The organism is Streptomyces sp. MAI_2237, assembly GCF_054189285.1.
On record NZ_JAJPGQ010000009.1, the window covers coordinates 975,450 to 988,019 of the forward strand.

Below are 12,570 nucleotides of genomic sequence, written 5' to 3' on the forward strand. Positions count from 1 at the left end.
CGAAGCCTCTTGACGCACTGTACTTCGTTAGTTAACTTCCTAACGAACTTCACGGTACTCGCCTGCCGTGTTCCGTCCAGAGGCCCGTCCCGGGGCTTCGCGAGTGCTTCAACCTGCTTCTGACCAGGCACGGTTCGCCCGCCGTCGCAGCACAGCGCAACGACGAAAGAGGTTCCGTGCAGGACTTCACGCCTCTCGTGGTCGGCATCGACGTGGGTGGCACCAAGACCCACCTCCGCGCCCTGGCGGGGCACGACCCCGTGGCCGATCACGTCCGGTCCAGCAGTGGCTGGCGGCCGCACGACCCCGTGGCCGCGGCCGGCTGGCTGGCCGCGCTGGTCGCCGAGGCCCTCCCGGCGCGCACCCGCCCGGCGCGCACCCGCCCGTCCGCGCTGGCCGTCGGCGGCCACGCCTGTGAGACCCCCCGCCAGTGCGAGCAGATCCGTACCGCACTGCAACTCCACTTCGACGCGCCCGCGCTGGTCGTGGGCGACGCCGAACTCCTCGTCCCCGCGGCCGGGTCGGACAAGGGCGTCGGCCTGGTGGCCGGCACCGGGTCCGTGGCCGTGGGCCGGCTCGCCGACGGCACCCCCGTCCAGGTCGGCGGCTGGGGCGCGGTCCTCGGCGACGAGGGCGGCGCGGCCGGACTCGTCCGCGAGGCCGCGCGGGCCGTCTGGGCGGCCCATGACCGCGGCGAGGAACCCGACGACCTCGCCCGCGGTCTCGTCGCCGCGTTCGGCGTCGGCGAAGTGCCCGCGCTCGGGGCCGCGTTGGAGGGCGCCCGGGACGTCTCCGCGGAATGGGGCAGGCACGCCCCGGCGGTGTTCGCGGCCGCCGAGGCGGGCTCCCCCCTCGCGCGCGCCGTGATCGCGGCGGCCGGGCGCTCGCTCGCCGCGCTCGTGGAACGGCTCGCCGCCCGGGGGCTCCCGGTGGACGACGTCGTGGTCGCCGGCGGCACGATCCTGAACCAGCCCGCCCTGTACGACGCGTTCGTCTCCTCGCTCGCCGCCTCCCTGCCCGGTGCACGCCCGCAGCCCCTGCGGGTGCCCCCGGTCGAGGGCGCGGTGGCGCTGGCGCGTTCGCTGCTGTGAGGGGGCGCCGGGGGCCCGGCCCTCGCCGAAGCCCCGCCGCACAGCGGCAGCGGACCTCCCACGGTCCGCTCAGTTCACCCGCACGACACGTCTCGGCCGCCGGGCACTCCCCGGCGGGCCAGGACACGGCCGTAGATCTTCGCTCAAAGCTTCACGGGACGCACCGTGTGCGCACATCGCCGCGCCCCACGGAACACCTCTGACCGCTCGATCTCCCCCGGCCGCAGGGCCGAAGAACTCAAGAGAGGCACACGCATGCCGTCATCCGCCGGGCACCGCTCCACCTCGTCGAACGGCCGACCCTCCGTCGGCAGACGGGGATTCCTCAAGACCTCCCTGGGCGCCTCGGCCGGCGTCCTGGCCGCGCCCACCTTCGCCTCCTGGCTGGGCGCCGCCGACGCCAAGGCCGCCGGTTCCGCCGCCGCGTTCGTCGACGACTACAAGACCAACGTCATGGCGAACCAGACCCCGGAGACCAACGCGGTCGTACGGGTCCTCGGCGGGTTCGCGCGGATATGGAAGACGGGCGGCGCCTGGAACACCGGCACGCCGCTCATGCCCGAGGTGCTGCGCGCCAACATGCGCTACTGCGCCCGCCTCACCGGCGCCCGGACCGACGCGCAGGCGAAGGAGGCGTTCCTCTACGACCGCCAGCACCAGAGCTACGCCATGATCGCGGGCCTGGGCCCGCTGGCCGACCTCTACAAGGCGGGCGCCAAGGCGGTCACCTCGATCACCGGCGCTCCCGACGGCACCCCGCCGGCCAAGATCGACGACGCCGTGCCCGCCGACGCCCCGGCCGGCTCCGCGCTGGGTGCCGGGTCGCACGACTCCGCGCTCGGCAAGGTGGCCGAGCTGGTCGACACGGTGCGCGGCAACTGGGCGTCGGGCAACCCGTCCAAGTACGCCTATCAGTACCCGCGTCCCTGGCGCATGAACGAGGACAGCGAGGTCGTCGACACGGGCGCGACGGACGCGCTCGGCTACCCGGTCTACGACTCGAAGGTGGTCATCGCGCCCCAACTGCTGCGCCAGCGCAGCACCTCCCCCACGGACGACGGCGGCTTCCCCAGCGGTCACACCAACGCCTTCCACCTGGCGGGCCTGGCCTACGCCTACGCCGTGCCCGAGCGCTTCCAGGAGCTGGTCGCCCGCGCCTTCGAGCTCAGCCACACCCGGATCATGGCCGGCATGCACTCCACGGTCGATGTGATGGGCGGCCGCATCATGGCCACCGCCCTGGCCGCCGCCACCCTGGCCGATCCGGCGAACGCCGGCCTCAAGGCCGCCGCCCGCGCCCAGGCGCTGGACTACTTCACCGGGCGCACGGGCACCACCGCCGACTCCCTGTACGCCTACGCGCACCCCGGCGCCGGCGACGCCTACGGCGACCGGGACGCCAACGCCCGCGCCGTGCGGCCCCGGCTGACCTACGTGCTCAGCCGGCAGGGCCGCAGCACCCCGCTGACCGTGCCCAAGGGCGCCGAGGTGCTCCTGGAGACACGGCTGCCGTACCTGAGCGCCGAGCAGCGGCGCGAGGTGCTGCGGACCACCGCCCTGCCGTCGGGGTACGTCCTGCTGGACGGCTTCGAGCAGTGGGGCCGGCTCGACCTGTTCACGGCGGCGGACGGCTACGGCGCCTTCGACTCCGACGTGAGCGTGACGCTGGACGCGGCGGCGGGCGGCTTCGGCGCGGCCGACAGCTGGCGCAACGACATCGACGGCGCCGGCTCACTCACCAAGCTGGGCACCGGCACGCTCACCCTGACCGGCCACAACACGTACACCGGTGGCACCGTGGTGCGGGACGGCGTGCTGGTCGCCGCCTCGTCCCACGCGCTCGGGCACGGCGATGTGCGGGTGTCCGGCGGCACGCTGCGAGTGCCGCGGCCGGTGCGGGTGCACGGCACGTACGCGCAGGAGTCCGCCACGCTGGAGCTGACGCTGCGCTCGGGCCACGAACCCGCCCTGGAGGTGACGCGCCGGGCGATGCTGGGCACGGGCGCTGTGCTGTCCCTCGTGCTCGACGCCGACCGGCCGCCCGTCGCGGGCGACACGGTGCGCGTTGTGTGCGCGCCCCGGCTGAGCGGCCGATTCGACCGCGTGGAGGTGAACTCCGAGGGGCTGCGGGCCGTACCCGTCTACACGGCGGAAGGTCTGTCGGTACGACTCATGAAGCGGTGACATCCCAGGGGCGGGAGACGGTGCGACAGTGGGGTCCATGACAGGGCCCCGGATCGCTCCCGCCCCCTCGCGGCCGGTGTCACCGCGGGGCGGATGATGGCGCACGAACAGCACTCGGTCCTCGCACCGGGCCCATGCGACGACGCGCAGCGGCAGCCGCCGCGGGCGGCACCGGCCACGCACCGGCCCGGTCGGCGGTGGCTGCTGCCCCTGCTGGTGGTGGTCCTGCTCGGTCAGATGGCGGCCGCGATGGTCACCGCCGCCGTGCAGCAGACCCCGACGATCGACGAGCCGATCTACGTCGCCACGGCCGCCGACTATCTGCGCGAGCACCGTGTCCGGCTCAACCCCGAGCATCCGCCGCTGGGCAAGCTGGTCGTCGCCGTCGGGGTGGCGGTCGCCGATCCGCACGTGGACACGGCCTACCGGGGCAACCAGAGCGCGTACGCGCGCCATCTGCTGTACGAGTCCGGCAACGACCCGTGGCGGCTGATGTTCTGGGCCCGGCTGCCGATGATCGTGCTGACCCTGCTGTTCGGGCTGGTGGTGTTCGCTTTCGCCCGGGAAGTGGCGGGCGCCGCGGCCGGTGCGGTGGCCCTGGCCCTGTACGCGCTGTCCCCCGATGTCATCGCGCACGGTTCGCTGGCGACGCTGGACGTACCGGCGGCGGGATTCGTGCTGACGTCGGCCTGGCTGCTGTGGCGGGCCCGGCGGCGCCCCCGGCGGTACGTGCCGCTGGGCGGTCTGGCCCTCGGCGCGGGGCTGGCGACCAAGATGAGCGTGCTGCCGGTGGTACCGGTGCTGATGGCGCTGGCCGCCTGGTCGGTGTGGGGGACGGTGTCCGGGGACCGGCGGCGGGCGCTCGGGCGGGCCGTGGCGGGGGCGGCGGTCGTGGCGGTGGCCGGCCTGGCCGTCGTATGGCTGTCGTACCTGGTGGTCGATCCGCGGCTGCGGTGGTCGGCCGCCGGGCAGCAGGTGCCCGCCGTGCACGGCCTGAAGGGGCTGCTCCTGCGGCTGATGCCGTTCCCGCCGTCGTATCTGGACGGGATGCGCATCCAGTTCGGGCTGGAGCGGTATCCGTGGCAGGGCTTCCTGTTCGGGCACCTGTACACCGGCTCGCGCTGGTACTACCTGCCGGCCGCGCTGCTGGTGAAGACGCCGCTCGGGATGCCGGCCCTGTGGGCGGCCGGTGCCGCGGCGGTGGTGGCGGTGCGGCGGCTGCGGCCCGCCGCGCCCTACGTGCTGGTCCCGCCCGCCGTGCTGCTGGCCGCGGCCATGACCGGGTCGCGGGACTTCGGGACCCGCTACGCGATCTTCGTGCCGATGTTCCTGGCGGTGGCGGCCGGCGGTGTGCTCGCCGTGCGACGGCGCTGGGCGACCCTCGCGACCGGTGTGCTCGTGCTGTTCGTCGCGGTCTCCTCGCTGCGGACGTTCCCCTATTATCTGCCGTACTCCAACGAGGCGTTCGGCGGCCCGGACAAGACGTATCTGCGGCTGCACGACTCCAACGTCGACTGGGGCCAGGATCTGGGCAGGCTCGCCGACCGGCTGCGGGAGCGGTACCGCGGCGAGCGGATCTGGCTGGTGTACAAGGGCAGTGGCGTGCCGTCGTACTACGGCATCACCGCCGCTGATCCGCGCGCGGTGGCGCCCGGTCAGGTGCACGGACTGCTGGTGGTGTCGGACTCGGCGGTCGACAAGGCGCGCGGGCGGCTGCGCACGCTGATCGACAGCAGCCGCCCCGTCGACGAGGTCGGTCACTCGATCACGATCTACCGCCGCTGAGGCGATCCTGCGGCCGACAGCCTCAGGATCCTTCCGCCGGGCGCCCGTTGCCCTCGTACAAGCCCTGGTCACGACGGTGTGTGAGCTATGTTGAAGCACTGTGGCAGACAAAGGAGGCGCACCGGTGCCATCGCCGCAGCAGGCACGCGCACAGGCATCCTCGATCACCTCGGGCAAAACCGCTCCTGAAGCGGAGGCCGCGCCGGCATCGCAGCTCAGGACGCTCTTCGACCGGCCCCGGCTCTCTCCCGGCCAGCGGCGCATCGCCCAGTACCTGATCGAGCACATCACCGAGGCGGCGTTCCTGTCGATCACCGACCTCGCCGAACGGGTCGGCGTGAGCCAGCCGTCGGTGACGCGCTTCGCGGCGGCGGTCGGTTTCAGCGGCTACCCCGCGCTGCGCGAGAAGCTCCAGTCGATCGCCCTGGGCACCCTGGCCGGCGGGCCCGGCGCGACCGAGGAGAACGGCAGCAACGAACTGCAGGCGGCGGTGGACGCCGAGATCGAGAACCTGGAGAACCTGCGGCGCGACTTCGCCGACCCCGACCAGCTGATCGCCATCGGCCGCGAGCTGTCCGCGTCCACCCCGCTGACCGTGCTGGGCGTGCGGATCTCGGTCTCGCTCGCCGAGTACTTCGCCTACGCCGCCCGCCGTATCCACCCGGACGTGCGGCTGGTGACCCTGGGCGGCAGTGTCGCCTACGACGCGCTGCTGCAGTCCCGTGAGGCGGGCGGCACCTGGGTGCTGGCGTTCTCGATGCCGCGGCACGCCCAGGAGACGCTGACCGCGGTACAGGTCGCCCGCAGCGCCGGGCTCAAGGTCGCCCTGGTGACCGATCTGGCGCTCGGTCCGGTGGCCGACGAGGCCGACGTCGTCTTCGCCACCGGCACCGGCTCCCGGCTGGTCTTCGACTCCTACGCCGCGCCCGGCGTGATCGCCGCCGCGCTGCTGCAGGCCATGACCGACGCCGACCCGGAGCGCACCCAGGCTCGGCTGGAGGAGTACGAGCAGATCTCCGACCAGCATCAATTCTTCCTGCGGGACTGACCGGGACCCCTCGGCGGAACCACCGAAGCCGCAACCGTCGGTAACACCCGCCCCACCCGCTGTCCGGAATTACAAAGGGACCTTTCACATCATTTCGCGCATGAATGTTTTCATGCGTCTTGCAAAGCAGACGGCATATATAAATACTTCTCACGCGTCACCCGGACACCCGAAGCCGCCGTCTCCTACCCGCGTCGGCGCCGGTGGTGTTCGGGCGGGCCCCGCCTCGCGAGGCCCGTGGCGGCCCCGGTCATCCCCTAGGCCGGGGCCGCCCGCACTCGTCGGACCACCCTTCACGACGCCGCACACCCGGAAGCGATGCTCATGCAACTGACGACCACGCGCCTCAGCCCGGACTGGCCGTGCCAGGTCAAGCAGCCCGGCTCCTACGACTGGGAGCGCTCGGCGGCCAAGTGGCTGCGTGAGCTGGTACCGGCGCGCTACGCCAGCTATCCGGCGCTCATCCGCCATCCCGTGCTGCTCGCCCGTCACGCGCAGATCCAGGTCCAGCAGGAGATCCGGGTGGCCCGCACCGCCCTGCAGACCGCCCGAGCCGATCTCCCCGGCCTCGGCATGCCGGAGTCGGTCATCGAGCACACGATCAAGCTGTACGCGGCGGAAGTGATGCAGCTCCAGCACATCGCGCGCAGCGTCCGCGCCGTCACCCGGGCCCTGGTGGAAGCCGGGCGCTGACCCCGCACCGGCGCCCGGCGCATGATCCGGGCGACGCGTGGCACCCGTGGTGAGCATGAGCACCACCCAACTGCGCCGAGGCGAGCCGGTCACCACCGTCCTCACCTGGCAGGTACGGCCCGGCCGGGAGCAGGAGTTCGAGGCGTGGACCCGCGGGATCACCCGCTGCGCCCGGCGCTTCCCGGGCAACGAGGGCGTCTCGTGGCTGCGCCCCGAGGACGGCCACCGCTTCCATGCGGTACTGCGCTGGTCCGACCCCGACCGGCTCACCCAGTGGCTCCGGTCCGCCGAGCGGGCCGAGTGGCATCGGCGGATCGACGGCGTGGCCACCGAGGTCGGCAGCGAACGGCAGTCGACGAGCGGGATGGAGACCTGGTTCAGCCTCCCCGGCACGACCGTGCAGTCCCCACCGCGGTGGAAGATGGTCCTCACCACGTTCCTCGGCGCCTACCCCTGCACCCTCCTCATCCAGTGGCTGGCCACGCCCCGCACCAGGGCCTGGCCGCTGCTCCTGCGGGCGGCCGTCTTCCCGGTGGTGCTCCTGCCGGTGCTGACGTACCTGATCATGCCGCTGCTCAGCCGGCTGCTGCGGCTGTGGCTCTACCGGCAACCGGATGAGTGAGCGCGGTGTGCGCGAGCGGGAACGTCGACGGCCACGGCGTCGGGCGTCCCCTTTTCGAGTGAAGTCCGGGCAGGCAAGACCGTGATCGGGCCCAGCTTTGTGTGCGATGCTCAACGCGTGACGAGCGAGCCCGCCACGCCGGCGGATTCCGGTTCCGCGCCGGACACCGTCGCGCTGGCCCAGGTCGTCGCCAGGCAGCGCGCCGAGCTGGACAGGCTGCGGGACCTGGCGGCGATGGCGGCTGTCCTGGAGCGGGCCAAGGGCGCGCTGATGACCCTGACCGGCTCCACTCCGGACGCGGCGGAGGAGGAGCTCCGCCGGCGCGCCAAGGCCGGCCGGCGCACTTTGCTGGAGGAGTGCTGGATCACCCTCGGCACCCTGGCGATGCCGCAGGACGTCTCGGCGGAAAGCCGGCCGGCCGCCGCGAGCCGACCCGATGCCGGCCCCGCCTCCACCGCCCCGCCGTCGCGGGACCCGGCCCCGGACGACGGGAGTTGCGTCGCCCTCGCCGCGCTCGGCAGGGAGCTGGTGCGGATCGCCACACCGCAGGAACTCGCCCAGTGCCTGCTGGAGCAGCTCGCCCCCGCCGACGCCGACGCGGTCATGATCTACGCGTGGCTGCCCGCCGGGGGACTCGACCTCATCGGGCACGCGGGCATCGAGGAGACGCTGGCCGCCCAGTGGCATCACGTCCCGCCGCTGAGCGGGGTCGCCGCACTGGACGCCCTGCGGGCGCGCGAGCCGCGCTGGCTGGAGGACCTCGAGACGGACCGCAGACGGTATCTGCTGATCGGTGATCCGCCCAGCCGCTGGCCCACCCGCGTCTGGCTGCCCCTGCCAGCTCCCGCGGCGGCGGACGGACGGCGCGGCGCCTCGACCGACGTGTGCATCGGCGTCCTGCGCTCTCGAAGCGGCCCGTTCTCGCCGGAGCACCGTGACCTTCTGCAGGCGGTGGCGCGCCTGTGCGCCGGACGGCTGCGCGCGTTCGACACCCGCCCCGGGGACGCGGTCGACGCCGCCGCGGACTCCGTCCAGGCGGTGTTCGACGCACTGCCCGGCGCGGCCATGTTCCTGCTGCCGCACGACGCGTCGAAGGGCGTCGAGGACTTCCGCGTCGCCGCGGCCACGGCCCAGGCCGGCGACGTGGTGAGCAGGGCCGGACGCGAGCTGGTCGGCCGCCGGTTCCAGGAGTGCTGTCCGGCACTGGCGGCCGAACCGCCGCTGCGCCGGGGGCTGATGCGGACGCTCACCACCGGAGAGCCGTACGAGAGCGAGCGGTTCGGGCACCAGGAGATCGTGGACGGGATCGCCGAGCTGTCGACCTATTCGGTACGGGCGACCCGTCTGGGCGAGGGGCTGGTCCTCACCTGGGTGCGGCACGGCTCCTCGGACCGGCAGGAGCAGCGGCTGGCGGATCTGCAGCGGCTGGGCAACCTGGGCTGGGCGAGCTGGAACCTGCTCACGCACGAGGTCACCTGGTCCTCGCACGTGTACGCGCTCCTCGGCCGGGACGCCGAGTCGGGACCGGTGGCCCTCGGCGACCTGCCGGGCCTCGCGCTGCCCGAGGACGGCTCCGCGCTGGCCCACGCCATCGCGCGGCTCCTGCGGGACGGGCGGCCGTTCGACCTGCCCTTCCGGATCAGGACGACGGCGGGGCTGCGGCATCTGCGCGCCGTCGCCGAGGCGGTGCCGGACTCGCACGGCACCCCCGTCGAGGTGCACGGGGTCATCCAGGACCTCACCGCCCAGCGCAGCGCGGAACTCGCCCTCGTCGAGAGCGAACGGGCCATCCTCACCCAGCACGACGTGCTGCTGGCCGAACGGACCCTGGCGGGCCGGCTGCAGGACGCGCTGCTGCCGCTGCCCACCCGGCCGGTCCGGCTGGCCGGGCTGCGGGTCGAGGTCGGCTACCTGCCCGCCCAGTCGGGCATCCATGTGGGCGGCGACTGGTTCAGCGCCATCGAACTCGCGGACGGGGACGCCTTGTTCGTGGTCGGTGACGTCGCCGGTCACGGCATCGACGCGGTGGCCACGATGGCCCAGCTCCGCTTCACCGCCAAGGGCATGGTCATCACCGGATCGTCGCTGACCGGCGCGCTGTCCCGGCTCAACAGGCTGCTGCTGCACTCCCGCGACTCGCACGGCACGGCGACCATGGTCCTCGCCCGCTACGACCGCGCCCGGCGCCGTCTGCTGTGGGCCCAGGCCGGCCATCCGCCACCGCTGCTGCTGCGCGACGGCGAGGTGCGCTTCCTCGACCGTCCCGCCGGCATGTTGCTCGGCGCCAGTACCGCACCGCGGTTCCAGGAGGCGGCGGTCGACCTCGAACCGGGCGACCGCGTCCTCCTCTACACCGACGGCCTGATCGAGCGGCCCGGAGAGACCCTCGACCGGGGGCTGAAGCGGCTCGCCGAAGGTGTGCTGGCGCACCGCTGCGACGAGGCGGGCACACTCGGCCCGCTGCTCGCCGAGGTGCTCGCGGGTGAACGGCGCGACGACGTCTGCCTGCTCGACATCCGGGTGCCGGCCGAGCCGGAGTAGCCGGCGGCCACCGGACCCGGCGCCGCGCCCTCAGCCGGTGGGCGCCGTGCGGGACTCCAGTGCCTGCCGGGTGTCGTTGCCGTAGACGCCGGTCTCGTCGCCCCGGATGCCGTACCAGAGCTGGAAGCGGGCCACCGCGGCCCGCAGGGTGGCGTCGTAGACACCGCTGGTGGGGCCGTCGCGGTAGACGTCGGGGATGCGCAGCAGGCGTTGCTGCAGGTCGGTCACCGCCGGGCCGCTGTCGCCCTCACGCAGGGTGCCCGCGCCGTCGGGGTCCCCGGCGGGCGTGGCGGTGGCCGCGGGGGTCCGCTCGGCGGAGGCAGTGGGCGCGGGTGCCTGCGCGCGGGTGTCGTCGCGGTTGCCGGACAGCAGGAGCGCGCCGCCGAAACCGACCAGGGCGGCCGCCGCGACGGCCACGGCCACGGCGGCTCGGCGCAGGCCCGGTCCGAAGCCGAACCGGTCGCCGCGCGGCGGGATGCGGTCGTCGGTCCGCACGGGCGGGAGTTCCTGTGTCTCGCCCTCGTCCCAGGAGTGCGGGTCGGGCACGGTGACGGTCTCCAGGCCGGAGCCGCCCTGCTCCATCTCCCGGAACAGTTCGGCCAGGGCGTCGGTGCGGCGCGGGCGCAGTACGCGGATGGGCTCCAGCGGCGGCTGGTCCTGAGGTGACCCGGATGCCGGCGGCGTGGGCACAGTACGCTCTCCTTCCCTCCCGTGGCGGGTCTGTCCGCCCTTCCCCGAGGAGAGATACGCGGGGGCGACGCCGGGAGTTCAGCGCCCGGCCGTCGTCACCCTCCGGGAGCGTACAGAGCACTCAGTTCCCTGTTCGGCCTGCACTGAGTGCCATCCGTGTCCCGGAGGTGCTACTTTCGCGTTCATGAGCACCGAGCCGGCGGCCGCGAAGCCCCCGATGCGGGACGCCCTGGTGGCGGCGGCGTTCCAGCTGTTCCTGGAGCGCGGTTACGAGCAGACGACCGTCGACGACATCGTGGCGCTGGCCGGCGTCGGACGGCGGTCGTTCTTCCGCTACTTCCCGTCCAAGGAGGACGTGGTCTTCCCCGACCACGAGCGCTGCCTGGCCGACATGACGGCGTTCCTCGCCGAGAGCTCCGACGACGAGCCGGTGCGGCGGGTGTGCGACGCGGTCCGGATCGTGCTGCGGATGTACACCGAGAACCCGACCTTCTCCGTGCAGCGCTACCGGCTGACCAAGCAGGTGCCGGGGCTGCGCGCGTACGAGCTGTCGGTGGTGTGGCGCTACGAGCGGGCCTTCGCGGACTACCTGCGCGACCGCCTCGCGGGCCGTCCCGACGGGACGCTGCGGGCCGACGTGGTCGCGGCGGCCGTGGCGGCTGCGCACAACAACGCGCTGCGGTCCTGGCTGCGTTCGGACGGGGAGGGCGACGCGAGTGCCGCGCTGGACCACGCGCTGGGGTACGTGCAGCAGGCCTTCGCAGGGCGCCGGGCGCCGCACGGCGCGGAGGAGCCCGAGGACGTGGTGGTGATCGTCTCCCGGCGCGGCGCGCCGATGTGGCGGGTGGTCCGGGAGATCGAGAGCACCCTCGAACAGGACTGACCGGCCACCGTCATATTGAGGGTACGCAGTGCCTTTACGTATGACACTCAGTGCCATACATTGATGCCGTGCACGGTGGCACGGCGAACCGCGCACGTGGGATTCCGGCCGAGCGCAGGGAGTTGACCAGCGTGTACCACCACTCAGGAAGCGTCGTCCGGCAGGCGGGCGGCTCGGCGGGCGTGCTCGACACGGCGCCGCGGGACTCGGACGCCATCCTCTTCCAGCGCTGCACCTGGTGCGGCACCGCCATGTACCACCGTCTGCTGTGTCCGGTGTGCCAGGGCAGCGATCTGCGGACGGAGCGCAGCGAGGGCGTCGGCACGGTCCGCCACTCCACGACGGTGCACCGCAACACCCCTGCCGCCCGCAATGTGTCGCTGGTCGAGATGGCCGAGGGGTTCGTCGTGCGCGGCCGGGTCATGGGGCCGCCGATCGGCATCCACAGCGGGGACCGGGTCCGGCTGTCCACGGCCAAGGACCCGGTCCGTGGCGAGCCGGTGTTCCAGCTGGTCGACGAGCCCTTCCGCGCCTGGACCTGACCGGAATCAGTCCGGCGCTGACCGCAGGGTACGGCTGCGGCCCCGGAACTCGGCGACCACCTCGTCGCCGCGCCGTACCGTGACGTCGTAGATCCCGCTCCGGCCGAAGCCCACCCGCTCGGCCGCCTCGGCGGTCAGGAAGTCCCCCTCGCGCGCGGACGCCACGAAGTCGATGTCGGCGGCGGCCGCGACCGTCACGGGGCCGTGGCTGTTGCAGGCGCAGGCGAAGGCGGTGTCGGCGAGCAGGAACACGCAGCCGCCGTGGGCGATGCCGTGTCCGTTGACCATGTCCGCCGTCACGGTCATCCGCACCACGGCGCTTCCCTCGGCGATCTCCACCAGCTCGACGCCCAGGGCCCGCGCCGCACGGTCCGCGTCGAACATGCGCCGGGCCGCCTCGCTCGCGCCGTCCTCTTTCCGCGTCATCGCTCCCACAGTCCAGGTATCGGGTCCCGCACAGGCCACGGGCACTCCGGTCCAGCGACGCCGGT

General features: G+C 73.3%; 11 protein-coding genes. 9 read left to right on the forward strand and 2 right to left on the reverse strand.

The features are described from left to right. Nucleotides 1–176 precede the first annotated feature (176 nt). From LN251_RS39820 to LN251_RS39850, 7 genes are all read left to right on the forward strand, one after another. Nucleotides 177–1,091, forward strand: a complete 915-nt coding sequence (locus LN251_RS39820) for an N-acetylglucosamine kinase (RefSeq protein ID WP_458249019.1) — start codon at nt 177–179, stop codon at nt 1,089–1,091. A gap of 255 nt (nt 1,092–1,346) precedes the next feature. Further along, complete coding sequence (locus tag LN251_RS39825; RefSeq protein WP_458249020.1) at nt 1,347–3,275, forward strand: phosphatase PAP2 family protein; 1,929 nt, start codon at nt 1,347–1,349, stop codon at nt 3,273–3,275. A 93-nt stretch (nt 3,276–3,368) separates the two neighbouring features. Beyond that, nucleotides 3,369–5,060, forward strand: a complete 1,692-nt coding sequence (locus tag LN251_RS39830; RefSeq protein WP_458249021.1) for a phospholipid carrier-dependent glycosyltransferase — start codon at nt 3,369–3,371, stop codon at nt 5,058–5,060. Between the two features lie 124 nt (nt 5,061–5,184). Next, complete coding sequence (locus LN251_RS39835) at nt 5,185–6,108, forward strand: MurR/RpiR family transcriptional regulator (RefSeq protein WP_458249022.1); 924 nt, start codon at nt 5,185–5,187, stop codon at nt 6,106–6,108. Between the two features lie 318 nt (nt 6,109–6,426). After that, nucleotides 6,427–6,801 (forward strand): hypothetical protein, encoded by a 375-nt coding sequence (locus LN251_RS39840; RefSeq protein WP_142145628.1) that lies wholly within the window; start codon nt 6,427–6,429, stop codon nt 6,799–6,801. Between the two features lie 55 nt (nt 6,802–6,856). Continuing rightward, nucleotides 6,857–7,423 carry an antibiotic biosynthesis monooxygenase gene (locus LN251_RS39845; RefSeq protein WP_458249023.1) on the forward strand — a complete coding sequence of 189 codons (567 nt, stop codon included), beginning with the start codon at nt 6,857–6,859 and terminating at the stop codon, nt 7,421–7,423. 117 nt (nt 7,424–7,540) lie between these two features. Then, nucleotides 7,541–9,964 (forward strand): SpoIIE family protein phosphatase, encoded by a 2,424-nt coding sequence (locus tag LN251_RS39850; RefSeq protein WP_458249024.1) that lies wholly within the window; start codon nt 7,541–7,543, stop codon nt 9,962–9,964. A 30-nt stretch (nt 9,965–9,994) separates the two neighbouring features. On the opposite strand, the gene LN251_RS39855 is transcribed toward LN251_RS39850, so the two are convergent. Beyond that, nucleotides 9,995–10,654: a peptidoglycan-binding domain-containing protein gene (locus LN251_RS39855; RefSeq protein WP_458249025.1), complete on the reverse strand. Its 660-nt coding sequence runs from the start codon at nt 10,652–10,654 to the stop codon at nt 9,995–9,997. Nucleotides 10,655–10,871: 217 nt separating this feature from the next. Here LN251_RS39855 and LN251_RS39860 point away from each other — a divergent pair, with 217 nt between their 5' ends. Further along, a complete protein-coding gene (locus LN251_RS39860) occupies nt 10,872–11,537 on the forward strand; it encodes a TetR family transcriptional regulator (RefSeq protein ID WP_458249529.1) in 666 nt (221 codons plus the stop codon). A 131-nt stretch (nt 11,538–11,668) separates the two neighbouring features. Next, on the forward strand, nt 11,669–12,079 hold the full coding sequence (locus LN251_RS39865) for a Zn-ribbon domain-containing OB-fold protein (protein WP_383672516.1): 411 nt from the start codon (nt 11,669–11,671) through the stop codon (nt 12,077–12,079). A 6-nt stretch (nt 12,080–12,085) separates the two neighbouring features. Here the strand turns inward: LN251_RS39865 and paaI are convergent, their stop codons facing one another. Further along, nucleotides 12,086–12,505: a hydroxyphenylacetyl-CoA thioesterase PaaI gene (gene paaI / locus LN251_RS39870; protein WP_458249026.1), complete on the reverse strand. Its 420-nt coding sequence runs from the start codon at nt 12,503–12,505 to the stop codon at nt 12,086–12,088. Between the last annotated feature and the right edge of the window lie 65 nt (nt 12,506–12,570).

Bases quoted from the DNA above. Each gene is read 5' to 3' on its own strand.
- LN251_RS39860 (WP_458249529.1), top strand. From the start codon at position 10,872: ATGCGGGACGCCCTGGTGGCGGCGGCGTTCCAGCTGTTCCTGGAGCGC.
- LN251_RS39830 (WP_458249021.1), top strand. From the start codon at position 3,369: ATGATGGCGCACGAACAGCACTCGGTCCTCGCACCGGGCCCATGCGAC.
- LN251_RS39840 (WP_142145628.1), top strand. From the start codon at position 6,427: ATGCTCATGCAACTGACGACCACGCGCCTCAGCCCGGACTGGCCGTGC.
- LN251_RS39845 (WP_458249023.1), top strand. From the start codon at position 6,857: ATGAGCACCACCCAACTGCGCCGAGGCGAGCCGGTCACCACCGTCCTC.
- paaI (WP_458249026.1), bottom strand. From the start codon at position 12,505: ATGACGCGGAAAGAGGACGGCGCGAGCGAGGCGGCCCGGCGCATGTTC.
- LN251_RS39825 (WP_458249020.1), top strand. From the start codon at position 1,347: ATGCCGTCATCCGCCGGGCACCGCTCCACCTCGTCGAACGGCCGACCC.